We start from the raw sequence: 21,893 nt of genomic DNA, 5'->3' as shown, positions 1-21,893 counted from the left end.
GATATCCTATCCGAATTCAGGGCCGGCGACGGCGAATGGCATTTCTTCACCTGTGGCAGTGGCGGGGCCGAACCGCATGCGCTGGAACGGACGTTCGATGCTCCAGCCCGATGCGGTCAATCCTTCAGGGAACCCAGGTTGCGACGCGACGGCGTCGAGCAGCAGCGGGCCGGTTTCCGATCGCGCGATGGCATCGACCAAGGTCAGCGCGGCTGCGGCGTCGTCGGCAAACAGCGGGCCGATATGGCGCGCCGTGCGTCCGTCGCGAACCAGCGCGATGGCGCCGCTCGCGGAGACGATGCGTGAGCCGGGCCGCTGCGCAAAGGCAGAGAGCAGGGCGGTTCGATCGAGGCCCGTAGCGCGCCGGTCACGCGCGCGGAGCGCGTCGAGCGGCGCGGATGAAGGTGCCTGCTCCGACGTTGAAGCGGATTTCACCAGCCTGAGGCGGCGCAACTGCAGGGTCGGCGTGAACCCGAGCGGCCCATAGACGGCGGCACCATCCGGCGTCGCGTCGAGCCAGCTCGTCAGGTTGCGTTTGCGTGCCGTCGCCAGGCAGGCGTCGACGAGCCGCGTGGCGAGACCGCGCCGGCGGTGGCTTGCCGTCACCAGCACCATGCTGATCCAGGCGTTGTTGCCGGGGTAGGGCAAGAGCGCCGCGGTCGCGACCAGTTGCGTGCCATCACGGATGCCGAACACGATGCCGTCGCTTAGGAAAAAGCGCCAGTCGTCTTCATTCTGGTTCCAGTGCGCCTCTGTCGAGAGCGCGAGGCCTGCCGCAGCATCCTCGACGCCAAGCCGGATGACGCGCGGAGCGTCAGTAGCGTCCATCGCGCACCTCGTATTTGGTGGGCTTGCCGAGGCTCGGCATGGCGCGGGAGATCCAATCCGCGGTCCAGGCGATCAGCTGCTCGGTGTCGACGACCGGCAGGCCGAACAGCTCGACTGCCTTGGACGTGTCGGTCAGCCATGCCGTCGGCTGTTCGTTTCCTGTCAGGACCGGCGCGCGGCCGAACCTGGCGCCGAATCGTGCTGCGAGGTCGCGCACCGCCAAAATCTCGTGGCCGCTGACATTGATCGGCGAGGTCGGCGCCCTGCAATGCGCGAGACAGCGCAGCGCCTGGGACGAGGCATCGCCCTGCCAGATGAAATTGACGTGGCCGATGCTGACATCGATCGGAGTGCCCGTGAGCACTTTCAATGCGATGTCGTGGAGGACGCCATAGCGCATGTCGATCGCGTAGTTGAGGCGGAACAGCCGCCCGGGCGTTCCGAGCTTGCGCGAAAAATACTCGAACATGCGCTCGCGGCCGACGCAGGATTGGGCGTACTCGCCGGGCGGGTTCGGCGCCATGTCCTCGCTCGAGCCTTTGCCGTCGACGGGAACGAAGGGATAGATGCAGCCGGTCGAGAACGCCACGATCCGCGACGACGGGAAGGCCTGCGCGACCAGCGCCGGCACGTGCGCATTCATCGCCCAGGTCAGCGACAGATCGCCCTCCGCGCCGAACTTGCGGCCGGCCATGAAGACGATGTTGGGCGCCTTCGGCAGTGCCTGAATCGCGGTCTCGTCCATCAGGTCGCAATTGATGGTCTCGACGCCACGCGCGTGCAGCCAGTCCTTGACGCTGGCGTCGCTGAAGCGGGCGACGCCAATGACGCGGCGATCGGGCGCTGCGGCTTTGGCAAGCCCCGCCAACGTCGGCCCCATCTTGCCGGCGACGCCGAGGATCATGATGTCGCCCTCGACCCTGGCGAGGTCGTCGATCAAGGCCTGCGTCGGCCGGCACAGGAGATGGTCGAGCGCGGCGATATCGGGGATGGTTTTCGGCAGTGTCTGGCGGGTCAGGAGCATGGTTGTGGTCCTTGGTCTTGGCTTTGCCGTTCAAGTCGGTGTTGCGTCACTGACCACGAACATGCGTTCGAGGACGAGCACGAAGCCGTAAAGCGCGACGCCGAGCAGCGTCAGCAGCACGACGGCCATCACCATCGCGGGCGTGTCGAGCGACGACTGCACCTGGATCATGAGGTAGCCGAGCCCGCGCTCGGAGGCGATGAACTCGCCGACGATGGCGCCGGCGACAGCGAGGATGGCGCCGACCTTCATGCCGGAGAATATGTATGGCAGCGATCCCGGCAGCTGGATCTTGCGGAACAGCGTCCAGCGCGAGCCGCGCAGCGATTTGACGAGATCGAGCAGATCCGGCTCGACCTCACGAAGACCGCGCGCGGTGGTGAGCAGGATCGGAAAGAAACAGATGCTGAAGGCGATCAGGATGTTCGGCACGATGCCGTAGGAGAACCAGACGATGAGGAGCGGGCCGAGCGCGACCTTCGGAATCATGTTCAGCGTCACGAACAGCGGCAGCAGCACGAGGCTGAGCAGCGGTGCCCAGCTGAAGATGACGGCAAACGTGACGCCGACGAATGCTCCGAGCGCAAAGCCGCCGAGGATCTCGATCGCCGTCACCAGCGTATTGGCGCCCCAGGCGTAGCTCGCGGTTCCCAGCGTCTGGATCGTCGCGAGCGGCGAGGGCAGGATGAACTTCGGCACATGGAAGGCGTCGACCAGGACCTGCCAGAGCACGAGCACGGCGAGGTGCACGATCAGGACGATCGCAAAGCTGCGCGTATTGCGGGCGCCGTCTCCTGTCACCGGTTGCTCCCTGTTGCAGCGGCCACCTTGCCGCTGGTCGCAAGCCTAACCGGCCTTGAGGGAAGTTTCAACCAGTTGGTTGATTACGGCCGGAGCGAATGTAGCACGAGATCGGCGACGTGCCGGCGGCGGGCGCGGCGCGCGGCCCGGCTTGACAGGTCCTTGCCGAAGATCGCCGACAGCGTCGGCGTGTTCGAGAGATAGAAATAGCTGAGGCCCGCGATGGAGATATAGAGCTGGATCGGGTCGATCCCCTTGCGGAACATGCCGGCGCGAACGCCCTCGTGAAGGATGTGGGACACGCTCTTCACCAGCGGCGAATGCATCGCCTCGAGCCGCGTCGAGCCGCGGACGTGGCGGGCACCGCCGCGGTTCTCGTCGTTCAGAAGCACGATGAAATCGGGGTTTGTCGCGAGGTAATCGAACGAGGCCTCGATCAGTTTCCGGATCGCCTTTTCCGGGGGCAGGCCTTCGAGATTGAGCTGGCGCTCCTGTTCGCGAATATCGGCGTAAACCCATTCGAGGACGGCAAGATAGAGCGCGTCCTTGTCGCCGAAGTAGTGGTAGACGAGCTGCTTGTTGACGCCGGCGCGCTCCGCGATCTCGTCGACGCGGGCGCCGGCAAAGCCGTGCCGGGCGAACTCCTCGCGCGCCGCGGTGAGCAGCTTCTTGCGCGTGGCGACCGGGTCGCGCCGCTGCGGCACGGTGTCGCCTGAACGTTTTGCGGGCATTTCCAACCAAACAGTTGACAAGTGAAGGGCGGCCTTGTTGCATTGGTATCCTCACAGGGGGAGAGCGACAAGCCGGGTCGCGGGCAACGAGGAGAGATGCGATGAAGCGTTTGCAGGCGGCGGGCTCGGCCCTGGCTGTGGCCCTGATGCTCGGTTCACCGGCGATGCCGGCGAACGCGGGTGAGGCGGTCAATCTGATCCTGAACTGGGCGCCGACGGCCGATCACTCGCCCTATTATTACGCCAAGGCACAAGGCTGGTACGAGAAGGCGGGCATCGATCTGACCATCGAGGTCGGAAAGGGCTCCGGCGTCTCCGCCGCCAAGGTCGGCTCCGGCGGTTCGCCCTTCGGCGTCGCCGATCTCGCCACCATGCTGGTGGCGAAGAGCAAGGGGGCTGACGCTGTGGCCGTGATGAGCGTCTACGCCAACACCGGCCAGACCTTCTACTGGCTGAAGAGCTACGGCGTGAACGGGGTGAAGGATTTTGCCGGCCACAAGATCGGTAATCCGCCGGGGGACGCCTCGCGCGTGATGTGGCCGGCCTTCGCCAAGGCCGCAGGGCTTGCGCCCGACTCCGTCGGCTTCGTCAATGTCGGGCCGACGGCGAAGATCGCTGCGCTGAAGAGCCATACCGTCGACATCATCAGCGACTTCTACAACGAGCACGATTTGAAGGTGATCGAGTTCGGAAGCGATCTCGGCTACGTCAATTGGAAGGACATCGGGCTCAATCCTTACGGCAATTCGCTGATCGTCAATGGCGACTATCTGCAGAAGAACCCGAAGCTGGTCGAGGAGTTCGTGCGGGTCACGCAAAAGGCCTTCGCGACCTGCGTCGCCGACGCCGCGCCCTGCCTGAAGGCGCTGCTCGATCAGGTCTCCGGTCTCGACAAGGAGAACCAGGAGCGCCAGTGGGAGCGCATCAAATTCCTGATGACCGACGAATTCACGACGACAAAGTCGCTCGGCTGGATCGACGGCGAGCGCATGAAGAAGGACTACGATCTGGTCCAGACCTATTTGGGCATGGAGAAGCCGTTCGATGTCACGACGGCGTTCACGACCAAGATGCTCGATCCCGCCATCAAGATGGATGCGAGCAAGGTGAAGAAGTAGGGGGGCTTCCTTATCGTCGTCCTGGCGAAAGCCAGGACCCATTACCCCAGGGCGTGATTCGGCGAAGACTCGTGGTTCGGTACTCCCACCGTCCGCATCGATGGATTCCGCGGTATGGGTCCTGGCTTTCGCCGGACGACACCGGAGATCTGGGGCGGCTGCCCGTCGCCGAGGGCCACGGCCCGACGCCCGCCCCCACCTAACCCCACGGAGAAATTAACCGGCCATTAACCATATCGGCGGCATCGTTAACCATTCAATAACAGGGAACGAGTCGGCCGCTATGGAGGCTGCAGTAAAACCTCAACGCCAAATGGTGCGCTTACGCGGGCGCTCCTATGTGGCCTTCGTGTTCGTGCCGACGGTTCCCATCCAGGACTGGCTGCAGGAGATCGACACCACCATCGCGCGCTCGCCGGGTTTCTTCGCCGGCCGCCCCGTGGTGATCGACCTGTCCTCGGTCGATCTCAGCCAATCCGGCATCGGCCATCTCCTCACCAGCCTTCAGGACCGCAATATCCGCGTGCTCGGGATCGAGGGCGTGGAGGAGAGCCGGCTGACCCCCATGATGCCGCCGCTGCTTTCGGGCGGGCGGAGCTGCGTGGTCGAGCCGAGTGCGCCCAAGAAGGTTGAGGCGAAGGTCGAAACCAAGCCGACGTCCCTGCTGCTCGAAAGCCCGGTGCGCTCCGGTCAGACCGTGATCTTCCCCGAAGGCGATGTCACCATTTTGGGTTCTGTCGGCTCCGGCGCCGAGGTCGTCGCCGGCGGTTCCATTCACATCTACGGCGCGCTGCGCGGCCGCGCCATGGCGGGCGTGAACGGTCACACGAGCGCACGCATCTATTGTCAGAAGATCGAGGCCGAACTGCTTGCAATCGATGGCTTTTACCAGACCGCCGACGATATCGACGCGGCCCTGCGCGGCAAGCCGGCCCAGGCCTGGCTCCAGGGCAACACCATGCGAATTACTGCGCTGAACTGACCAGAAGGAGATTTCAGAGATGGCCAAGGTACTGGTCGTAACGTCAGGCAAGGGGGGCGTCGGCAAGACGACGACGACCGCCGCACTAGGAGCTGCGCTCGCGCAACGTGGCGAAAAGGTCGTGGTCGTCGATTTCGACGTCGGCTTGCGCAACCTCGACCTCGTGATGGGCGCCGAACGCCGCGTCGTGTTCGACCTCATCAATGTGGTGCAAGGCGTCGCAAAGCTGCCGCAGGCGCTGATCAAGGACAAGCGGCTGGAGAACCTCTGGCTGCTGCCGGCCTCACAAACCCGCGACAAGGATGCGCTGACCGAAGAGGGCGTGGGCAAGGTCATCGACGATCTGCGCAGCCGTTTCGACTGGGTGATCTGCGACAGCCCGGCCGGCATCGAGCGCGGCGCCTCCATGGCGATGCGCTTTGCCGACGAAGCCGTGATCGTCACCAATCCCGAAGTCTCCTCGGTGCGCGATTCCGATCGCATCATCGGCATGCTCGATTCCAAGACGGTGCGGGCCGAGAAGGGCGAGCGGGTCGAGAAGCACATCCTCATCACCCGCTATGATCCCTCGCGCGCCGCGCGCGGCGAGATGCTGACCATCGAGGACATCCTCGAGATTCTTGCAACGCCCTTGCTCGGCATCATCCCGGAGAGCCAGGACGTGCTGCGCGCCTCCAACGTCGGCACGCCCGTGACGCTGTCGAACGCGGAAGGCGCACCGGCGCGGGCCTATATCGATGCGGCGCGACGGCTCTGCGGCGACACTGTGCCGATGCAGGTGCCGACCGAGCGCAAGGGCTTCATGGACCGCCTGCTGCGACGGAGGGCCGCATGAGCATGGGTCTGCTTCGGCTTCTTCGCGGCAACAAGGCCTCTGCACCCGTCGCGCGCGAACGGTTGCAGATCCTGCTTGCCCATGAACGCGGACTGCGCGGCCAGCCCGATCTGCTCGGTGTGCTGCGTGAGGAAATTCTCGCGGTCGTCTCAAGGCACGTCACGCTGGACCCGACCAAGGTCATCGTCCGGCTCGATCGCGGCGACGAGGTCTCGACCCTCGAGGTCGATATCGAGGTGCCCAACGATTTCGAGCGCAGGCGCGCGGCGGTCGGGTAGGGACCTCGGCCGCGACGCTTCAAAATTTGGGGTGGGTGAGAAGGCGGTCCGCTGGGCATAGCGGGCCGCCTTTTGCGCGCCGATCGGAACGCTGCGGAACGAGGTCAGGGGCTCAATCGTTGTCAACAACCCGCGGCGGCGCGATGCACCGCGGTTTCGTCAAACGGGAGAACGCCCATGATGACCGAGGTCCAGGTCCACACCGTCGCGCGCCAGATGCTGGAACAGCATGGTTTTGCGGCGATCGCGAAGGCCGCCGAACAGGCCAGGGCCTGCGAGGGCCGCGGCGAGGGCGACGAGGCCAAAGAGTGGCGTCACATCGCTGACGCGATGAAGATCATACGCGGCCCGCACCAGAGCTGACACCCTCGCGCGTCAAGGTTCCCCGCGTTCAACGCTCCCCGCGATCGGCGCCCTGTGGCGACGTGCGATTCTGTGTCGGCTGGGAGTGCTCGCCCGTCTCCTTGCAGGGGAGCGGCTCCCACGAGCCGTCCGGCGCCTGCTGATAGGCGCTGCACGATGACGACGAGGTCGATTTGTCCTCGCCCTTCTGGGCATCGGAATTCTTCGCCAGCACGGGCGCAGTCAGCATCGAAGCGACGGCAAACGCGACGGCGAGAAAGACATGGTTGATCCGCATGGGGCTCCCCTGTTCGAGTTTCGAAGAGAGCCGCATGCTGGCGAGGATTGTGACGATTATTGGCCGAAGCAAAAGTTCCGGCGCGGCGTGCTTAACGCCACTTGAGAACCCTAGCCGCCCTTGCTGCGGATCAGGCCGGCGAGGTTGGTCTTCTGGGCCTCGCACCAGCTGGGCATGCCGAGGCGGCGTTGGTTGAGGTCGGTCGCCTGGGTGGCCACCGCGACTTCGGCCATCAGATCGTCGTCCTGCTTCTCGCCCATCTTGCCGCCGGTGTGCATCCAGGCGATCGCCTTGCGGACCTTCTCGGTGGTGCCCTCGGGCAGCTGCATCTGCTCCGCCTTCTGCACCAGATCCTGGTAGACGACATCCGTGCCGGGACATTCGACCTTGGCGGCGAAGGCCTGCAAGACCAACGTGACATAGGTCGAACGTGGATGGTCGGCCGCTTGGGCCGGCGCCGCCAGCAGCAACAGAGCCGTCATCAGAAAACCAGTCCGCATCCTTGGTACCTCCCCGAATTTTCGGGAAGGCTAGCGGCTGGCGCGCCGCTCCGCAATGGGGATGGCGTGCGGGAGCGAAGCGGCCGGCGAGCTAGCGCCGCCAGGCCGGCACGGGATCGAGCGGCGTGCGGTAGACCTCTTTGTGATCGCGGTCGGTGACGCGCACAGCGCAACCCTTGCTTTGCAACTCGGGCTTCACCTGTGACAGCTCGGTGGCCAGTTGAACGGCACGATCGGAGGCGACCTCGATGTCTTCGAGGATGATACCGCCCTGGTTCTTGAACTCTTCACCAACCACGAGATCGAAGGAATAGTAAGGCATCCGAATTCCCCGGTGTGACGAATTGAGCTTCGGCTTTCAACACATGACTGATGGTACCACTGAGTCGATGTTTATCGAATGAACGGCACGCGCAATCTCTGTGCTTATGGCGCAGAAATGATGTGCAACATTCAAGCGTGTTAAGATTTTATTAAATATGTCGGCGTGATCATGAGCCATGGAATTGCAGCAGAACCGGGCTCCGGGAACCGGCAGCTGCAAGAGAAGGCCGCCGGCATAGATCCCGACGGCCTTTTCTCTTGATGGAAAACAATGGAAGCATTGCTTCCCGTAGTCACCCGGACTCAACGCATCACATCGACTCGGACAGCGTCCCTGGCGCGACGCTTCATGCCCTCGCGTGCGATCGTTCAGCGCAGCGGCATTGGCGGGCGCACGACAGGTCCGTCGTCGTCGGCAACGGCTTGCGTCGTCGTCATGGCAGCTGGCGGAGGCACTGCGGCAGCCTGCGACGGCGGCGGAGCGAGCGGTGCCGGCGAATAAGCTGGCATGTAGGTGTGCGAGACGACCGGCTTGGGTTTGCGAACCGGCGGCGCCGCGGGCCGCGGGGGCAGCGCGGACATTTGCGCGCGCGGATCGATGCGCGGCTTCGCATCGGCCACCGGCTTCGCCGCGGGCGGCTTCGTCATCTCGCGTGCCATCTGCTCCTGCCCGGCCTTCAACTCGGCGATGTTGGCCTTGAGCTGCTCGATCTGTTGCGCCATCGCGGCGAGATCGCGCGTCATCGACTGCACCGATTGTACAGGATCGGATTGTGTTGCCGTGGGCACCGCTGCTGCAACCGGGGTGGCAGGCGGAGCCGCAGATTGGTCGGCCGCTTGATCCGTTGCCGCTTGATCGGTTGCGGCCTGGTCCGCGGGCGGCGCGGCCTGTGCGGCGGCGACCGGTGCCGTCTGCGACGTCGAAGGCAGCAGCGACGCCACTGCCGGTGTCCATTCGGCGAGCATCTGTTTTGCGGTGTCGCCATGTTTCTCCCAGGCAACAGTGGCGGCCGCGCTTCCGCCCGCAAACAGCATCGTGACGAACGCACCGCGCAGCCATTTACCAGCGGAGGAGCGCTTCTGCCGGCTGAGACCATCACCGGGTGCGACGCGCACGGCGGTGTCGACCGAGGGCGCTGCCGCCTGCGGCTCGCGGACGGGATTGAACTTCGGCTCCGGATCCATTCTGGACTTCAGTGTGAACGCCGGATCTATTTTGACTTCCGGACGAGTCGTGATCTCAGGCGCGAGCGCGGGCGCGACGCTGAGAGGGCGCGAGGCCAGCACAATGTCAGGCGAAATCTGCACGGCGTCGTGCGGGTCGTTGTTCGTGACCGTGTCCTTCACGATCTCATCGACGATTTGCCGAGAGTTCAGTGTCGCGAGCATCGCAGCTCCTTTGAAGCCTGGGTTTTTTGCAGTCCAGGTGTTGAGTAGTTGAAGTGTTGGCCGTCCGCATTCGCGCGAGCAGATCCGTGAGGCGAGCCCATCCAATTCCCCGAGGCCCAAGCACATGACGCACGAGTCCAGCCGGGTTTGACCAAAGCAAGGCGAGGGGATGGAGACTGTGCGACGCTCTTGCGCCGTTTGTGGTGATGGAACCCGCTTCATCAAACACAGGCACGTGTTCCGCAATGCCTTGTTTTCAGCACGATTTTGGCAGCATCTGGTGTTGCTGGGGGTGCTGCTATCGCTATCGGGGCCGGGCGGTGCCAAGATCCTTATTCGTTCTATTCGTCCTTGCCATGCTTCCGCTGGGCGGCTGCATGCAGACGACGCTTTCGCCATCGACGGACGCGAGCATGACGCCGCGCGACCGGCAGCTGCTCGCGCATACGCCTTACGCGCAGGCGAGCGTGCCCGAGCAATATCTGCGTCACATCGTCGATTATCCGCGCAAGGAGCAGCCGGGCACGATCCTGGTCGATACCGATGCGCGCTATCTCTATTTCGTGCTGCCCGACGGCAAGGCGATCCGCTACGGTGTCGCGGTCGGCGAGGAAGCCATGGCGTTCTCCGGAGTGGCGCGGGTCGGTCGTCTTGCGGAATGGCCGGACTGGGTTCCGACGGCGGACATCCAGGCGCGGCTCGGACCCTATCCGGCGCGCGTGCCCGGCGGTCCCGCCAATCCGCTGGGTGCGCGGGGCATCTATCTCTATGCCGGCAATAAGGACATGCTCTACCGCATCCACGGCACCAACCAGCCGGAATATATTGGGCAGGCGATCTCGTCCGGATGCATCCGGATGCGCAACGAGGACGTGATCGATCTCTATGACCGGGTGAAGCTCAATTCGATGGTCGTGGTGCTGCCGCCCGGACAGAACGCGCAGGTCGAAGCGCGGCCGAGCTGGCGCGGGTGAGGTCGCCCTAGTTCTCGGGACGTGCAATGCGCCATTGCAACGTCGTCGCATTGCCGTTGGCCTCGCCCGGCGCCTTGTCGGCCGGCGAGGTGTAGAGCGGACGATAGCGATATGCCCACATCTTGCTGCCGTCGTTGCGGTTGATCACGGTGAAATCGCCGATCGCCTTGGCATCGGCCGTTGCGGATAGCGGAACCCAGCTCTCGACGCATTTGCCGTTGCAGTTCGACGTCTTGCCGGTGGTATCGCGCTCGTAATAGTAGAGCGTCATTCCGTTGAGGTCGACGAGCGTCGGACCCTGCTTGGTCAGGATCACCTTCGCCGGTGAGGTCGCGGGCTTCGGCGGAGGAGGGGCATCGCCGCCACCATGGCCATTCGCGAGCGCCGGAACGCTCGAGAGTGCGATGGCCGCCGCCGCAATGAGGAACCTGAACATCCGAAACTCCAGACCGGCAAAGTTAATCGCGCGTTAAACGCCGAATGCGGCCGACCCTAACAGCCGAAGGTTAGTTCCTGGTTTCGCGGATCTACGACAATGACGGGTAGAATTACGGGGCTGATCGTCCTGGCGCGTTTTCTTGACGCGAACCGGCATCCACGTCGCTCGAAAACGCTCTATGCCTGCGCTTCGCGCAGCGGGGCGCGGCTGAGCTCGTTGCCGGCGGCGATGGTCTTGTGCAGGAGGCGCATCAAATCCTCACCTTCCTTGGCGCTGAGGCCGCGCAGCATGATGCGTTGCGCGGATTCGACCGCCGGCGTGATCTTGCGCAACGTGCGGCGGCCCTCGTCGGTGATGTCGAGCTCGCGGGCACGACGGTCGCGGCTCGAGGCGCGGCGCTCCGCGAGCCCCTTCTGCACGAGGCGGTCGATCACGCCGGTGATGGTGGTCCGGTCGTAGGCGATCAATCCTGCGAGCGTCACCTGGTCGAGCCCCGGATTGGCCTTGATGGTCGCGAGCGCGGCGTATTGCACCGGCGTAAGGTCGAAGCCGGCGTCTCCAACCTCGGCCAGAAACACCGCGACTGCGATCTGCTGGAATCGGCGCGCCAGATGTCCGGGCATGTCGTTGTTGTCTTTCACCGAATTTCTCCATTGGGGCAGGTCGGCCGGTGTCGTTGACAAGTATACTGATAGTCAGCATACTGAGCAACATCCAAGCAAAACATCGGGGGGAGAGGTGCTCATGCAATTCCATCTCAATGGATTTCAGCCGGGCGATCCTGAAATCGCCGATCCCGCCGCGCGCATTCAGGCCTCCGGCGCCACCGGGGCCGTGCCTGACGAAGTGGATGTCCTCATCGTGGGCTGTGGCCCTGCGGGCCTGACGCTCGCTGCCCAGCTTGCGCAGTTTGCCGACATAAAGACCTGCATCGTCGAGCAGAAGCCGGACCGCTTGCTGGTCGGGCAGGCGGACGGCATCGCATGCCGCACCATGGAGATGTTCCACGCCTTCGGATTCAGCGAGCGCGTCCTGAAGGAAGCTTGTTGGGTGAACGAGACGACGTTCTGGAAACCGGACGAGCGGGCGCCGGAAAATATCGTCCGCAGCGGCCGGGTGCAGGACGTCGAGGACGGTTTGTCGGAATTCCCGCACGTCATCCTCAATCAGGCGCGCATCCATGATGGCTTTCTCGACGTTATGCACAAAGCGCCGGCCAGGCTCGAGCCCCATTATAGCCGGCGCCTGCTCGACCTTCAGGTCGATCCGGCCGCGGGTCCCGCCGACCATGCCGTGACGGCGCGGCTCGAACGGGTCGATGCCAGGATCGAGGGCAAGGTCGAGACGATCAAGGCGCGCTATGTCGTCGGCTGCGACGGCGCCCGCAGCATGGTGCGCAAATCGATCGGCCGCGAGTTGCTCGGCGATTCCGCCAATCACGCCTGGGGCGTGATGGACGTGCTGGCAGTGACCGATTTTCCGGACATCCGCTTCAAGACCCTGATCCAGTCGGCCAAGGACGGCAGCCTGCTGATCATCCCGCGTGAGGGCGGCTACATGGTCCGCCTCTATGTCGAGCTCGCCAAGCTCGAGATCGGCGAGCGCGTCGCCAATCGTAACATCACCGCCGATGACGTGATCGCGAAAGCGCAGCGGATCCTGAAGCCGCATACGCTGGATGTGAAGGAGATCGCGTGGTGGTCGGTGTACGAGATCGGTCAGCGACTGACCGACAAGTTCGACGACGTGCCGGAGACCGAGATCGCTACGCGTCTGCCGCGGATCTTCATCGCCGGCGATGCCTGCCACACCCACAGCCCGAAGGCGGGGCAGGGCATGAACGTCTCGATGCAGGACGCCTTCAATCTCGGCTGGAAGCTCGCTGCCGTTCTGCGGAAGCAGTCTGCGCCGAGCCTGCTGCATTCCTATTCGGCCGAGCGCCAGGCGGTCGCGAAAGAGCTGATCGATTTCGATCGCGAATGGGCGGGGATTCTTGCGTCCGCCGCCAAGGCCGGCGGCGCCGATGCCGCCAGGACGCAGGACTATTTCGTGAGGCACGGTCGCTACACCGCGGGCACCGCGACGCATTACCGTCCGTCGGTTCTGACCGGAGCGACGTCGCACCAGCATCTCGCGCAAGGCCTCGTCATCGGCACGCGCTTTCATTCCCCCCCGGTGATCCGGCTTGCGGATGCGAAGCCCGTGCATCTCGGTCACGCTGCGCCGGCGGATGGCCGCTTCCGCATCTACGCTTTCTCTGGCGCTGAGAATCCCGCAGCAGCCGGCTCGGCCATTCGCGCCTTGTGCAGTTTTCTCTCCGAGGCGCGGGAGTCGCCGGTCCGGCGTTACACGCCCGCGGCCGCCGACATCGACAGCGTGATCGACCTGCGGGCGGTCTTCCAGCAAGATCATCGCGAGCTCGCCGTCGAGGCGATGCCCGCGCTGCTGCTTCCGCGCAAGGGCCGGTACGGCCTGATCGACTACGAGAAGATGTTCTGTCCGGACCTCAAGAATGGTCAGGACGTCTTCACCATGCGCGGCATCGATCGCAAGGTCGGCTGCACGGTCGTGGTGCGGCCGGATCAGTATGTCGCGACCGTGCTGCCGCTGGATGATTTTGCTGCGCTTGCTGCGTACTTCGACGGCTTCATGCTGCAAGCGAACTGACGGGCCGGCGGCGCTCTTGCGCGCTGTGTCGATGAACGGCGAATGAATATTGAACCGCGCGCGGCATCCGTCTCGATCTTTTGGCGGATGAGACCTTCGTACGCGGAACGCCCGTTCCGCTTGCGCGTTCCGACTCGAAAGAGGAGGACTACGCCATGAAATTCCGAAGCGTGTTATTAGCCGCATTGCTGCTCGCCCCGACGGCCGCACTGGCCGCACCGGGCATGGTCACCGTCTCGACCGGCCTGCGCGCCGGGCCGGGTTCGGGCTTTCCGCTGGTCGATCGCATCCCCGAGGGCGCCCGCGTCGACATCCATGGTTGCCTGCGCGGCAGGGCCTGGTGCGACGTGAGCTTCTCGGATGACCGTGGCTGGGTGTCGTCGCAATATCTCGAATATCTCTACCGCAATCACTACGTCTATCTCCCCGACTATGTCGATGAGATCGACGTGCCGATCGTTCCCTTCGTGCTGACCTCGTATTGGTCGAGGTATTATGAGGGGCGGCCATGGTATCGGCGGCATGCCCACTGGAACACCTACTGGACTTCGCATCAGCGCGAAGCGACGCGGATGACGATCGATCCGCGCGCGGCTCGCATCGGCCGCGCGGCAACGCGCGATGCGGCGGTCGCACTCGGGCGCAACGGTGCGAATGCCAAGGAAAGTGTCAAGGGCGCGGCCGCGGTCTCCGGCCATGATGCCGCAACTTCACGGCACGACGCCGCCATCGCCAAGCGCGAGACTGCAGTGACGACGGACCGGAGCCGTGCTGGACGAACCGAGCGCATCGCGCATGAGCGTATCAATCTGCAGAGCCGCAATCCGCGCGATGCACAAGCCCGCATCATGCACGAGCAGGCCGCGAGCCGCGCGGCTGTGCGTGCGCAACCGATGGCGCGGCCGCATGAGGCGCCGCGGGTGTCAGCCGCTCCCGCAAGCCGGCCCGCGATGCCGCATGTGGCCCAGCCCAGTTTGAGCCACGGCTCGCCGATGAATGCTCATGCCCAGATGCCGGCGCCGCGCGCGGCTGCGCCCGCGATGCCGCACGGCGGCGGCGGCGCTCCTCACATCAACGCCGCGCCGCGCGGCGGCGGTGCGCCGGCCGGCGGTCCCGGCGGCGGACACCAGAAGCACTAAATTTGCCAACGAAAGCCCGGCCCTCGCGCCGGGCTTTCTGCTTGGGTCGGACCAGGTTCCCGGCGCGTATAATTTAAGAAAGTTCTTCGCGGGCAGATTTCATCGATCGTAATATGTCTACTCAAAGCTGCAAGCATTCCACTCGGGGCAGCGGGGCACGGGAGGATGACGACGATGAGACAGAACCAGGCGGAGACGCGCCGCCACAATGTCGCGAAGCGGTCGATGACCAAGGAGGCCAAGCAGCTGTCCGGCCTGATTGCCGGATTGCGCCAATCTCTCGAGATGATTCACAAGGAGCGATCGAGCACCAAACTCTCCGGCGCCGAGATGGGCCTTCTCGACGAACGCCGCAACAATCTGTTGCTGACCATCGCAGCCCTCGACGACCGCCTCTCGGCGGTGCAGGGGCTGATTGATCTTGGCCGCCCCCACATCATTCGCGTCCACTGATCGGAGCGCAGACCTGATGCTATCGGCTTCGTCGCGGCGGCGACGGAACCAAGCTCAGCTGCCGGCTCTGCGTGGCATAAGGATTGGCGTAGCACTGCGCGGATTGCCCGGAGGCGGTCGCGGCGCACTGCGCGATCGTCGCAAAGCTGCAATCGATGCTGCGGCCGTCGATCGTGTAGATCTCAAGGCAGACGGGATGGCGCGGGTCGTAGGTCTGCGCGGCTGTGGGCACCGCGCCGAGCAAGCCCGCACCAAACAGGCCCGCGACAAGCAGGATCGCATTCATGATGCGACGCACGATCAACCTCCGTCGTTCCGCCGAGCAAGGCACAATGCTGCCTTGGATGGCATCAAATTGCCACGCTCCCGGCGAATTGCCGCCAAAGCCCGCTGCCACGACGAGATCGGGTGCAGGGCAACGCAAGGGGATGCGCATTGGCCTACAAGATGATCGCAGAACGCGACAATGAGAAGTGCAGTTTTGCCCGCGAGAGCCGTTTGCTGATCGTGGCGAAGGCAAAGGTTTGGGCAAGCGAGGGGTGGAAGGTCGTCATCACCGACCAGGACGGCAAGGCCTATGCGCCGCCCGAATTCGATCAGTTATTGGCGGCCTGACCGCAAGACGGGCAGGGGACGACATTGATTTCGCCATTTCGACCGGGGCGCGACCTGATCGCGCCCCTGATGACTCTTCCAACGATGACACTTGCAGCCGCCGCCGTCCTGACGGCGACAATTGCCGCCGCACAAAATCTCGATGCCGGCAAGTCGCCGCAGAAGCTCTTCGCCGATGGGTGCGCGACCTGCCATCGCAGCCCGCGCGGCCTTGCCAAAGAACGCTTCAACCTGACGCTGTCCTGGTTCCTGAAGGACCATTACGCAACCAGTTCGGACACAGCCAAGGCGCTTGCCTCCTATCTGGAAGCGGTCGATGCGGCGCCGGCTGCGGCCAAACCTGGCGCGAAGCGATCCGGGCCGCGTGCTCCCAAGCCGTCGCAAAGCCAGTAGGCGTGAGCGGTTGTTGCCGGCAGGGCGTCGCGAAGCCGAAGCCCTTGCCGGTGAATACCTCGCTTGCCGGCATCAATGCACTGTGGTCGCCGAGAACAGGTTGATGACCACGACCCCGGACACGATCAGCGCGATACCGACGAAGGCCGCAGCGTCGAGCATCTGGCGAAACAGCACGAAGGAGACGGTTGCCGTCAGGATGATGCCGACCCCGCCCCAAATCGCATAGGCGATGCTCAGGGGGATGACCCGGATCGCGACCGACAGCGCGTAGAACGAGGCAACGTAGAACAGCACCATCGCCAGTGTCGGCCACAGCCGGGTGAACTGCACGGATTGCTGGAGGAAGGCGGACGCCGTGACCTCGAGGACGATAGCGAGGGCAAGCGCTGCGTAGGCATTGAAGGCGGAAGTCATCACGGGCTCGGGCGTGTTGCGCAGAGAAAGATACCGCGCGGTACGGGGAATGTGACGTTTGCCCGTGTCCAGCTATCACGTGTCAGTGACGAGCCTGCGACACGGCGGAGCGCAGCACGAAACCGCCGCGCGATGGTTCGCGCGGCGGCTCATTGGTGGTGGCGTTAGTTGATCCGCACGGAGAGTTCGACGTCCTCGGCAAAGGCCGTGGACATGTAGCCGCTTCCGGGCCTGCGCATGCGCGCCAGATAGTCGGGGCTGTCGTCGGCGTTGTCGGCGACGATGATCGCGCCCGGCCGGAGACGGCCTTCGACCAGATCCAGGATATCGGCGTAGAGCGCCTTGGCGCCGTCGAGCAGCACGAGATCGATCGTGTCGGGCAGGTCGACTTGAAGCATCTTCAGCGCGTCGCCTTCGCGGATTTCGACGAGGTCCAGCAGCCCGCCGGCCGCGAGGTTCTCGCGCGCCCGGGCCGCCTTGGACGGTTCGAATTCGGTGGTGATGAGGCGACCGCCGCCATTGTCGCGCAAGCCCGCGGCAAGGTGCAGGGTCGAGATGCCGAACGAGGTGCCGAACTCGACGATCGCTTTGGCGCGGGAGCTGCGTGCGAGCATGTAAAGCAGGTGACCGGTCTCGCGGGAGACTGCGAGCGGTGCGTCCTTCAGCCGCCCGTAGAGGTCGCGGTAAGCGGTCTTGCTCCGCATCATCCGTGTGCGGTCGGCGTCGGTCACATCGGCGAAGGCGGCTCGCATCGCGCCGCGCGCCGCTTCGTCCTGGTCGAACAGACGATCGAGCAGTGGCGCAAGTGATATGATGGTCGGGGTGGTCATGTGTAGTCTCCAGATGTCGCCGCGAGGCAGTGCTTGCGTGAGAATTGAAATACGACTAATTCGTCGCATTCGCTATTCGCATTGCCCGAGGGCGCCATGGCCGATCGTCGAAGCCGTTCAGTTTCCTCACGAAAACAGCCGCAGCAGGCCCGCTCGAACGAGCTGGTGGCGGCCATTCTGGACGCGGCTGTTCAGGTCCTGGCCAAGGAGGGGGCGCAGCGCTTCACGACGGCGCGGGTGGCCGAGCGGGCCGGGGTGAGCGTCGGGTCGCTCTATCAATATTTTCCGAACAAGGCGGCGATCCTGTTCCGCCTCCAGAGCGACGAGTGGCGGCGCACGAGCGAGCTCCTGCGCGGCATCCTGGCGCACCGGGCGGAACCGCCACTGGTGCGGCTGCGCGCGCTGGTCCACGCCTTCATTCGTTCCGAGTGCGAGGAGGCTGCGATCCGTGGGGCGCTCGATGACGCCGCACCACTTTATCGCGACGCGCCCGAAGCACACGACGCGCGGGCCGCCGGTAAGGGCATCGTCGCGGCCTTCATGCGGGAGGCCCTGCCCGAGGCGCCGGATGCGACGCGGGAGCTTGCCGGCGAGCTGATCAAGACGACGCTGAGCGAGGTTGGCAAGCGGTTCTCGGAGACACCGCGCAACGAGGCGGAGATCGCGCGTCATGCCGACGCAATGGCCGACATGTTCTGCGCCTATATCGATGAGCTTGCGCGGCGACGAAGTCATTCCTGACATCCGCGTTCGCGGGCCAATATCGTTTCCGACTTGACTGGATCATGAGTTAGCCTCGGTTTGTCCTCCAGCCAGTCAACGAGCGCCGCCATGCATGTCCTCCGCCCCCAATTCCGCATCGAGGAGCAGCAAGCGCTGGAATTCGCAACCCAGCGCGGCTTCGGAATGATCGTGGCGGCGGATGAGCGCGGTCCGCGCGCCTCGCATGTGCCGTTCGTGCTGGAGCAACGCGAGGGGCGCGCGATCGTCCAGATCCATCTCACCGCCAGGAATCCGCTTGTCCCGCTCGCGGATGGCGCACGGCGCTTTCTGCTGATCGTTGCCGGCGACGATGCTTATATCTCCAACGACTGGTATTCTTCGCCGGACAACGTCTCGACCTGGCTCTACGAGGCGGTCCATCTATCGGGCGTGGCTTATCCGCGCGGGCTTGACGAGAACCGCGGCCATGGCGATGCGCTGCTCGCCGTGTCGGAAGCGCGGTTGCCGAAAGCACCTTGGGACCTCGCGCAGATGGAGCCGGACAAGCGCGAGACCATGTTGGCCGCCATTCGCGTCATCGATCTCGTGGTCGATACCGTCGAGGGGCAGGCCAAGCTCAACCAGCACAAGAGCGATGCGGATCACGTCGCGGTCGTGGACCGGCTGGCGCGGTCGGAGGAGACCGGGCATCGGCGGCTGGCGCGGAAGATGCAGGCGCTGCGGCCCGGGCTTGGGTATGGTCTTTCGTGATCCGGGCGACCCTTGTCTCGCGCGGCATTTGAACCTACGGACTTTCATGCTTGTCATCTCCATTCAAAGCCAGGTGGTCCACGGCCATGTCGGCAACAGCGCCGCTGCCTATGCCATGCAGGCGGAAGGGGTGAATGTCGCGGCGGTGCCGACAACGCTGCTGTCGAACCATCCGCGCTATCCGACCGTGCGCGGGCGGGTGCTGGAGACCGAGCTCGTTGCAGATCTGCTGAGAGGCGTCGAGGAGCGCGATCTCGTCGACGAGGCCGCGGTAATCGTCACCGGCTATCTCGGTTCGCCCGGCAATGCCGCTGTCATTGCCGATTTCGTCGAGCGGGCGCTGACCCGCAATTCAAAGCTGGTCTATCTCTGCGATCCCGTGATCGGCGATGACGGCCGGGTCTATGTCGCGGACGGCATCCTGGACGTGGTCCGGCACCGGCTGCTGCCGGCTGCCAATCTGACCACGCCGAACCAGTTCGAACTCGGGCTGCTCACAGGCCTCGACATATTGGATGCGCAGGGTCTGCGCGCGGCGTGCGCGGCGCTGGCCGGAACCGGTCGCATCGACGTGGTCGCCACCGGTTGCACGCTCACTGATACGGCGGAAGGGCAGGTGGAAACGATTCTGTGCGCCGACGGTCAGTTGTCGCGCTTTGCGACGCCGCGCCTGCCGATCCGCCCCTCAGGCACCGGTGATCTCCTCACCGGCCTGATCGCGGCACATCTGGCTAGGGGCACAGCGACCGAGGCGGCGGTGCGGCTCGCAGTCGAAACCATCTTCGCAGTGCTGGTGCGCACGCAGGAGGCCGGCACCGCCGAGATGCGGCTCGTGCCGCTGCCGACGCCCGGACGGTAGACCGCCATACTCAGGTCGCGCGCTTCGCGGCCGATTGCGCTGATTTCTGCGGCTTTGCCGGGACCTTCTGCTCGCGCGTCGCCTGCGCCTTTGGCGGCTTTGCGCTTGCCACGGCCCGCGCCTTCCTGGGCTTGACGTTGGCTTCCTTACGGTCCGACGTGCCTCGGCGCGAGACGTATTCCGTCCCGTCGACCGGGCCGACATGCGGGGGATCGCGGCCAAGATAGGGGCGGCCGATGCCGAGCGCCTTGCCATTGGCATCGACCCACTTCCACAGCACCTCGGTCGAGACCCAGCGTTGCGCGCGGTTGTCGCCCTTGGTGCTGACGATGTCGGCCGCCATGCCGTGGCCGTAGCCGCCGCGCGTGCTGCCGCCGTGATAGGAGCGGTCGGAGGCGGCCTTCAGGCCGCTCGCGATCGACTGGCGATAGTCGTCGCGGAACGCGCTGGTGATGCCCGGCGAAAGCCCGGCAGCCTCAGCCGCGAGCAACGTACGAAACAGCTTTTTCTTGAAACTCTTGTCCATGCCGCCGATGACGTAGTCCATCATCGACATGCCGGCGCGGTCGGCCGCCTTCGGATCCTTCCAGCCAAAGTCCTCGTCGACCAGTTTCGTGAAGCTGCGCATCACGGTCACCATCTTGCCCTTGCGCTTGACGGTGACGGCGCGGCGATCTGTGACCTTGATCGAGTCTTCCTTGGCCGTGCGCTGGTAGAGCGCCCAGAGATACCGGTCGATACAGGCTTCCATGACGTAGCATTCGTCGAGTACTGCGGTCGTGTCCGCGGACGGCGAGGCCTTGCTCGCGGCAGGCGCAGGGCCGGTCGCGATCGTCGCGGGCGACAGCGCGTCCGTCGTCACGATCTCGGTGGGATCGGCGGATGCGAGCCTTATCACGGGCTCCGGCGCCGGAGCCGGAGCAATCTCGCTGGCAACTGGTGTCGGGTCAGGCGAAATCTGCGGCGCGAGCGGCGCTTCGGTCGGCAAGATCAGCACTGGGTCGGCCGAGGCGAGCTTGATGGCCGGAGCTGGCGCCTCGGGCGCTGCCGCTTCACCGGTGACCGTGCCTGGTGTCGCAGCGACAGCGGCCGCGATATCGGCGGTCAGGGCGACGCCGTCCTCGATGGCCGCAGCGTGCGGGATGTCGGCGAGGTCAAGCCGGCTGAGATCCTTGGCGCGCGAGACGGCAGAAGCATTGGCGCCGCTGTTCTCGATGAGGGCAGGGGCATAGGCGGACAAAGAGAGCGCCAGCCAGCCGGCGAGAACCGCCGAGGGGCAGGAGACCGCCACCAGAAGAGACCGCCGATCATTCATGATCCCTGCCTCCAAACGGTTCTGTCGAACCTCGTCTTCTCCGAACAGTCTTGACCAAACAGTCTCGGCAAACAGTCTTGCACGAAAAGGCACGCCGCGCGTCGATTGTTCGGAGGACGGTGTGGCGGCGCAATGGCGCAATTCGGCGAAAGCGGGCTTTTCGAGCGGGTGTTGCGCGCGGGCAACGCGGGTTCCATTGCGTTCCAGGGGGTGCCGCAGCCGAAAGGGCCTGCAAATGCAGTATTCATTGTCGTCAACTTGAGGCGGTTGAATTTACTCAATCTTGGATTGTGGTCATGCAAGTCTCCCGTGCCGGCGATTTCCGGCAGAGTTGGGAAGGACACGCGCATGAAACTGAAATGCAAATGGGCCGAATTCGTCGCCGATGAATCCGGCGCCACCGCGATCGAATACGGCCTGATCGCAGCCGGCATCGCACTCGCGATCATCGAGATCATCTACGCCCTCGGCACCAACCTCGTCGCAAAACTGCAATCGCTGGCGACGGCGTTGAAATGAGCTGTGTGGAGCGGCGCCCGACGCCTTGCGGCAACTTTGCTGCGGCTAGCGCGTTAGGCGCCCATGACGCATTCCTCGCTTCGTCCCATGGACGCCTTCGACCCCACCGAGCCCGCCATCCTGCACGACCAGCTCTCCGATACGATCATCACCTGGACCGCTGAGCAGGCCGACGATTTCAGGCGTGCCAGCCGGCCGGGCCAGGACGGAACCGTGATCTGGAAGGCCTACGTTTTCGACGGCTGGGGCCACGTGCTCGGCGGCTGACGCCGCCCATAAAAGCGTCATGTCGCGCCGGGCGGCGATTTTGCCAAAGCGTTGCGCGCATTAAACATATTGCCATGCACCCG

Annotated in this window: 30 protein-coding genes; 16 read left to right on the top strand and 14 right to left on the bottom strand. The window is 64.6% G+C overall.

The window, feature by feature from the left end; genetic code table 11:
* Positions 1–6: 6 nt before the first annotated feature.
* The 4 genes from ABIC03_RS01590 to ABIC03_RS01575 all read right to left on the bottom strand — a co-directional run bounded on the left by ABIC03_RS01590 (position 7) and on the right by ABIC03_RS01575 (position 3,384).
* Positions 7–828, bottom strand: a complete 822-nt coding sequence (locus tag ABIC03_RS01590) for a GNAT family N-acetyltransferase (protein WP_354054953.1) — start codon at positions 826–828, stop codon at positions 7–9.
* Positions 815–1,852 (bottom strand): NAD-dependent epimerase/dehydratase family protein, encoded by a 1,038-nt coding sequence (locus tag ABIC03_RS01585; protein ID WP_354054951.1) that lies wholly within the window; start codon positions 1,850–1,852, stop codon positions 815–817. The genes ABIC03_RS01590 and ABIC03_RS01585 overlap by 14 nt, the downstream gene beginning before the upstream one ends.
* Positions 1,853–1,882: 30 nt before the next feature.
* Positions 1,883–2,653 (bottom strand): ABC transporter permease, encoded by a 771-nt coding sequence (locus tag ABIC03_RS01580; RefSeq protein ID WP_354054949.1) that lies wholly within the window; start codon positions 2,651–2,653, stop codon positions 1,883–1,885.
* A gap of 83 nt (positions 2,654–2,736) precedes the next feature.
* On the bottom strand, positions 2,737–3,384 hold the full coding sequence (locus ABIC03_RS01575) for a TetR/AcrR family transcriptional regulator (protein ID WP_007591743.1): 648 nt from the start codon (positions 3,382–3,384) through the stop codon (positions 2,737–2,739).
* Positions 3,385–3,485: 101 nt separating this feature from the next.
* On the opposite strand from ABIC03_RS01575, the gene ABIC03_RS01570 reads away from it, so the two are divergent.
* The 5 genes from ABIC03_RS01570 to ABIC03_RS01550 all read left to right on the top strand — a co-directional run bounded on the left by ABIC03_RS01570 (position 3,486) and on the right by ABIC03_RS01550 (position 6,960).
* Entirely contained in the window at positions 3,486–4,502 is a 1,017-nt protein-coding gene (locus ABIC03_RS01570; protein ID WP_354054946.1) for an ABC transporter substrate-binding protein, read from the top strand.
* Between the two features lie 283 nt (positions 4,503–4,785).
* Positions 4,786–5,484, top strand: a complete 699-nt coding sequence (gene minC / locus ABIC03_RS01565) for a septum site-determining protein MinC (RefSeq protein WP_027517631.1) — start codon at positions 4,786–4,788, stop codon at positions 5,482–5,484.
* A gap of 19 nt (positions 5,485–5,503) precedes the next feature.
* A complete protein-coding gene (gene minD / locus ABIC03_RS01560) occupies positions 5,504–6,319 on the top strand; it encodes a septum site-determining protein MinD (protein WP_007591740.1) in 816 nt (271 codons plus the stop codon).
* Entirely contained in the window at positions 6,316–6,597 is a 282-nt protein-coding gene (gene minE, locus ABIC03_RS01555; protein ID WP_275171849.1) for a cell division topological specificity factor MinE, read from the top strand. Before minD ends, minE begins: the two co-directional genes overlap by 4 nt.
* Before the next feature lie 177 nt (positions 6,598–6,774).
* Positions 6,775–6,960 carry a hypothetical protein gene (locus ABIC03_RS01550; RefSeq protein ID WP_219683905.1) on the top strand — a complete coding sequence of 62 codons (186 nt, stop codon included), beginning with the start codon at positions 6,775–6,777 and terminating at the stop codon, positions 6,958–6,960.
* Positions 6,961–6,988: 28 nt separating this feature from the next.
* On the opposite strand, the gene ABIC03_RS01545 is transcribed toward ABIC03_RS01550, so the two are convergent.
* The 4 genes from ABIC03_RS01545 to ABIC03_RS01530 all read right to left on the bottom strand — a co-directional run bounded on the left by ABIC03_RS01545 (position 6,989) and on the right by ABIC03_RS01530 (position 9,450).
* The gene (locus ABIC03_RS01545; protein ID WP_354054943.1) at positions 6,989–7,237 is read right to left on the bottom strand and encodes a hypothetical protein; all 249 of its coding nucleotides are present in this window, start codon (positions 7,235–7,237) and stop codon (positions 6,989–6,991) included.
* A gap of 110 nt (positions 7,238–7,347) precedes the next feature.
* A complete protein-coding gene (locus ABIC03_RS01540; RefSeq protein WP_275171851.1) occupies positions 7,348–7,737 on the bottom strand; it encodes a hypothetical protein in 390 nt (129 codons plus the stop codon).
* Between the two features lie 91 nt (positions 7,738–7,828).
* On the bottom strand, positions 7,829–8,059 hold the full coding sequence (locus ABIC03_RS01535; RefSeq protein ID WP_007591727.1) for a DUF6894 family protein: 231 nt from the start codon (positions 8,057–8,059) through the stop codon (positions 7,829–7,831).
* Between the two features lie 371 nt (positions 8,060–8,430).
* Positions 8,431–9,450, bottom strand: a complete 1,020-nt coding sequence (locus tag ABIC03_RS01530; protein ID WP_354057468.1) for a hypothetical protein — start codon at positions 9,448–9,450, stop codon at positions 8,431–8,433.
* A 356-nt stretch (positions 9,451–9,806) separates the two neighbouring features.
* On the opposite strand from ABIC03_RS01530, the gene ABIC03_RS01525 reads away from it, so the two are divergent.
* Positions 9,807–10,424, top strand: coding sequence for a L,D-transpeptidase (locus tag ABIC03_RS01525; protein ID WP_354054940.1), 618 nt, complete (start codon positions 9,807–9,809; stop codon positions 10,422–10,424).
* A gap of 7 nt (positions 10,425–10,431) precedes the next feature.
* Here the strand turns inward: ABIC03_RS01525 and ABIC03_RS01520 are convergent, their stop codons facing one another.
* Together ABIC03_RS01520 and ABIC03_RS01515 are read right to left on the bottom strand one after the other, a co-directional pair.
* Entirely contained in the window at positions 10,432–10,860 is a 429-nt protein-coding gene (locus ABIC03_RS01520) for a COG4315 family predicted lipoprotein (protein WP_354054938.1), read from the bottom strand.
* A 179-nt stretch (positions 10,861–11,039) separates the two neighbouring features.
* Entirely contained in the window at positions 11,040–11,504 is a 465-nt protein-coding gene (locus tag ABIC03_RS01515; protein ID WP_354054936.1) for a MarR family winged helix-turn-helix transcriptional regulator, read from the bottom strand.
* A 103-nt stretch (positions 11,505–11,607) separates the two neighbouring features.
* Here ABIC03_RS01515 and ABIC03_RS01510 point away from each other — a divergent pair, with 103 nt between their 5' ends.
* The 3 genes from ABIC03_RS01510 to ABIC03_RS01500 all read left to right on the top strand — a co-directional run bounded on the left by ABIC03_RS01510 (position 11,608) and on the right by ABIC03_RS01500 (position 15,122).
* Positions 11,608–13,530, top strand: a complete 1,923-nt coding sequence (locus tag ABIC03_RS01510; protein ID WP_354054934.1) for an FAD-binding monooxygenase — start codon at positions 11,608–11,610, stop codon at positions 13,528–13,530.
* Positions 13,531–13,685: 155 nt separating this feature from the next.
* Positions 13,686–14,669 carry an SH3 domain-containing protein gene (locus ABIC03_RS01505; protein WP_354054932.1) on the top strand — a complete coding sequence of 328 codons (984 nt, stop codon included), beginning with the start codon at positions 13,686–13,688 and terminating at the stop codon, positions 14,667–14,669.
* A gap of 174 nt (positions 14,670–14,843) precedes the next feature.
* Positions 14,844–15,122, top strand: a complete 279-nt coding sequence (locus ABIC03_RS01500; RefSeq protein ID WP_275171857.1) for a hypothetical protein — start codon at positions 14,844–14,846, stop codon at positions 15,120–15,122.
* 19 nt (positions 15,123–15,141) lie between these two features.
* On the opposite strand, the gene ABIC03_RS01495 is transcribed toward ABIC03_RS01500, so the two are convergent.
* Complete coding sequence (locus tag ABIC03_RS01495) at positions 15,142–15,420, bottom strand: DUF3551 domain-containing protein (RefSeq protein ID WP_354054929.1); 279 nt, start codon at positions 15,418–15,420, stop codon at positions 15,142–15,144.
* Between the two features lie 110 nt (positions 15,421–15,530).
* Between ABIC03_RS01495 and ABIC03_RS01490 the strand changes: the two genes are divergently transcribed.
* Entirely contained in the window at positions 15,531–15,737 is a 207-nt protein-coding gene (locus ABIC03_RS01490) for a hypothetical protein (protein ID WP_342761057.1), read from the top strand.
* A gap of 84 nt (positions 15,738–15,821) precedes the next feature.
* Positions 15,822–16,130, top strand: a complete 309-nt coding sequence (locus ABIC03_RS01485) for a hypothetical protein (protein WP_354054927.1) — start codon at positions 15,822–15,824, stop codon at positions 16,128–16,130.
* A 72-nt stretch (positions 16,131–16,202) separates the two neighbouring features.
* Here ABIC03_RS01485 and ABIC03_RS01480 read toward each other — a convergent pair whose 3' ends face one another.
* Together ABIC03_RS01480 and ABIC03_RS01475 are read right to left on the bottom strand one after the other, a co-directional pair.
* On the bottom strand, positions 16,203–16,547 hold the full coding sequence (locus ABIC03_RS01480) for a DMT family transporter (protein ID WP_275171860.1): 345 nt from the start codon (positions 16,545–16,547) through the stop codon (positions 16,203–16,205).
* Between the two features lie 164 nt (positions 16,548–16,711).
* Positions 16,712–17,377, bottom strand: coding sequence for an O-methyltransferase (locus ABIC03_RS01475; protein WP_354054924.1), 666 nt, complete (start codon positions 17,375–17,377; stop codon positions 16,712–16,714).
* Positions 17,378–17,473: 96 nt separating this feature from the next.
* Here ABIC03_RS01475 and ABIC03_RS01470 point away from each other — a divergent pair, with 96 nt between their 5' ends.
* From ABIC03_RS01470 to pdxY, 3 genes are all read left to right on the top strand, one after another.
* Positions 17,474–18,118 carry a TetR/AcrR family transcriptional regulator gene (locus ABIC03_RS01470; protein WP_354057466.1) on the top strand — a complete coding sequence of 215 codons (645 nt, stop codon included), beginning with the start codon at positions 17,474–17,476 and terminating at the stop codon, positions 18,116–18,118.
* A gap of 90 nt (positions 18,119–18,208) precedes the next feature.
* Entirely contained in the window at positions 18,209–18,850 is a 642-nt protein-coding gene (locus tag ABIC03_RS01465) for an FMN-binding negative transcriptional regulator (protein WP_354054922.1), read from the top strand.
* A 46-nt stretch (positions 18,851–18,896) separates the two neighbouring features.
* Positions 18,897–19,709: a pyridoxal kinase gene (gene pdxY, locus ABIC03_RS01460; RefSeq protein WP_354054920.1), complete on the top strand. Its 813-nt coding sequence runs from the start codon at positions 18,897–18,899 to the stop codon at positions 19,707–19,709.
* Positions 19,710–19,719: 10 nt separating this feature from the next.
* Here pdxY and ABIC03_RS01455 read toward each other — a convergent pair whose 3' ends face one another.
* Positions 19,720–21,024: a M15 family metallopeptidase domain-containing protein gene (locus ABIC03_RS01455; RefSeq protein ID WP_354054918.1), complete on the bottom strand. Its 1,305-nt coding sequence runs from the start codon at positions 21,022–21,024 to the stop codon at positions 19,720–19,722.
* Between the two features lie 348 nt (positions 21,025–21,372).
* Here ABIC03_RS01455 and ABIC03_RS01450 point away from each other — a divergent pair, with 348 nt between their 5' ends.
* Together ABIC03_RS01450 and ABIC03_RS01445 are read left to right on the top strand one after the other, a co-directional pair.
* Positions 21,373–21,543, top strand: a complete 171-nt coding sequence (locus tag ABIC03_RS01450; RefSeq protein ID WP_338306798.1) for a Flp family type IVb pilin — start codon at positions 21,373–21,375, stop codon at positions 21,541–21,543.
* Between the two features lie 63 nt (positions 21,544–21,606).
* Positions 21,607–21,810, top strand: coding sequence for a hypothetical protein (locus ABIC03_RS01445; RefSeq protein WP_247297420.1), 204 nt, complete (start codon positions 21,607–21,609; stop codon positions 21,808–21,810).
* Positions 21,811–21,893: the final 83 nt, after the last annotated feature.

Source organism: Bradyrhizobium sp. RT6a (assembly GCF_040547675.1).
Classification (GTDB): domain Bacteria; phylum Pseudomonadota; class Alphaproteobacteria; order Rhizobiales; family Xanthobacteraceae; genus Bradyrhizobium.
Note: the sequence above shows the minus strand (reverse complement) of the source record. Positions and strands in the feature narration are given on the sequence as shown.

Coding starts and splice junctions, on each gene's coding strand:
- ABIC03_RS01590 (WP_354054953.1), bottom strand. CDS start 828: ATGGACGCTACTGACGCTCCGCGCGTCATCCGGCTTGGCGTCGAGGAT.
- ABIC03_RS01585 (WP_354054951.1), bottom strand. CDS start 1,852: ATGCTCCTGACCCGCCAGACACTGCCGAAAACCATCCCCGATATCGCC.
- ABIC03_RS01575 (WP_007591743.1), bottom strand. CDS start 3,384: ATGCCCGCAAAACGTTCAGGCGACACCGTGCCGCAGCGGCGCGACCCG.
- ABIC03_RS01570 (WP_354054946.1), top strand. CDS start 3,486: ATGAAGCGTTTGCAGGCGGCGGGCTCGGCCCTGGCTGTGGCCCTGATG.
- minC (WP_027517631.1), top strand. CDS start 4,786: ATGGAGGCTGCAGTAAAACCTCAACGCCAAATGGTGCGCTTACGCGGG.
- minD (WP_007591740.1), top strand. CDS start 5,504: ATGGCCAAGGTACTGGTCGTAACGTCAGGCAAGGGGGGCGTCGGCAAG.
- minE (WP_275171849.1), top strand. CDS start 6,316: ATGAGCATGGGTCTGCTTCGGCTTCTTCGCGGCAACAAGGCCTCTGCA.
- ABIC03_RS01550 (WP_219683905.1), top strand. CDS start 6,775: ATGATGACCGAGGTCCAGGTCCACACCGTCGCGCGCCAGATGCTGGAA.
- ABIC03_RS01545 (WP_354054943.1), bottom strand. CDS start 7,237: ATGCGGATCAACCATGTCTTTCTCGCCGTCGCGTTTGCCGTCGCTTCG.
- ABIC03_RS01540 (WP_275171851.1), bottom strand. CDS start 7,737: ATGCGGACTGGTTTTCTGATGACGGCTCTGTTGCTGCTGGCGGCGCCG.
- ABIC03_RS01535 (WP_007591727.1), bottom strand. CDS start 8,059: ATGCCTTACTATTCCTTCGATCTCGTGGTTGGTGAAGAGTTCAAGAAC.
- ABIC03_RS01530 (WP_354057468.1), bottom strand. CDS start 9,450: ATGCTCGCGACACTGAACTCTCGGCAAATCGTCGATGAGATCGTGAAG.
- ABIC03_RS01525 (WP_354054940.1), top strand. CDS start 9,807: ATGCTTCCGCTGGGCGGCTGCATGCAGACGACGCTTTCGCCATCGACG.
- ABIC03_RS01520 (WP_354054938.1), bottom strand. CDS start 10,860: ATGTTCAGGTTCCTCATTGCGGCGGCGGCCATCGCACTCTCGAGCGTT.
- ABIC03_RS01510 (WP_354054934.1), top strand. CDS start 11,608: ATGCAATTCCATCTCAATGGATTTCAGCCGGGCGATCCTGAAATCGCC.
- ABIC03_RS01505 (WP_354054932.1), top strand. CDS start 13,686: ATGAAATTCCGAAGCGTGTTATTAGCCGCATTGCTGCTCGCCCCGACG.
- ABIC03_RS01500 (WP_275171857.1), top strand. CDS start 14,844: ATGAGACAGAACCAGGCGGAGACGCGCCGCCACAATGTCGCGAAGCGG.
- ABIC03_RS01485 (WP_354054927.1), top strand. CDS start 15,822: ATGACACTTGCAGCCGCCGCCGTCCTGACGGCGACAATTGCCGCCGCA.
- ABIC03_RS01480 (WP_275171860.1), bottom strand. CDS start 16,547: ATGACTTCCGCCTTCAATGCCTACGCAGCGCTTGCCCTCGCTATCGTC.
- ABIC03_RS01475 (WP_354054924.1), bottom strand. CDS start 17,377: ATGACCACCCCGACCATCATATCACTTGCGCCACTGCTCGATCGTCTG.
- ABIC03_RS01470 (WP_354057466.1), top strand. CDS start 17,474: ATGGCCGATCGTCGAAGCCGTTCAGTTTCCTCACGAAAACAGCCGCAG.
- ABIC03_RS01465 (WP_354054922.1), top strand. CDS start 18,209: ATGCATGTCCTCCGCCCCCAATTCCGCATCGAGGAGCAGCAAGCGCTG.
- pdxY (WP_354054920.1), top strand. CDS start 18,897: ATGCTTGTCATCTCCATTCAAAGCCAGGTGGTCCACGGCCATGTCGGC.
- ABIC03_RS01455 (WP_354054918.1), bottom strand. CDS start 21,024: ATGAATGATCGGCGGTCTCTTCTGGTGGCGGTCTCCTGCCCCTCGGCG.
- ABIC03_RS01450 (WP_338306798.1), top strand. CDS start 21,373: ATGAAACTGAAATGCAAATGGGCCGAATTCGTCGCCGATGAATCCGGC.
- ABIC03_RS01445 (WP_247297420.1), top strand. CDS start 21,607: ATGACGCATTCCTCGCTTCGTCCCATGGACGCCTTCGACCCCACCGAG.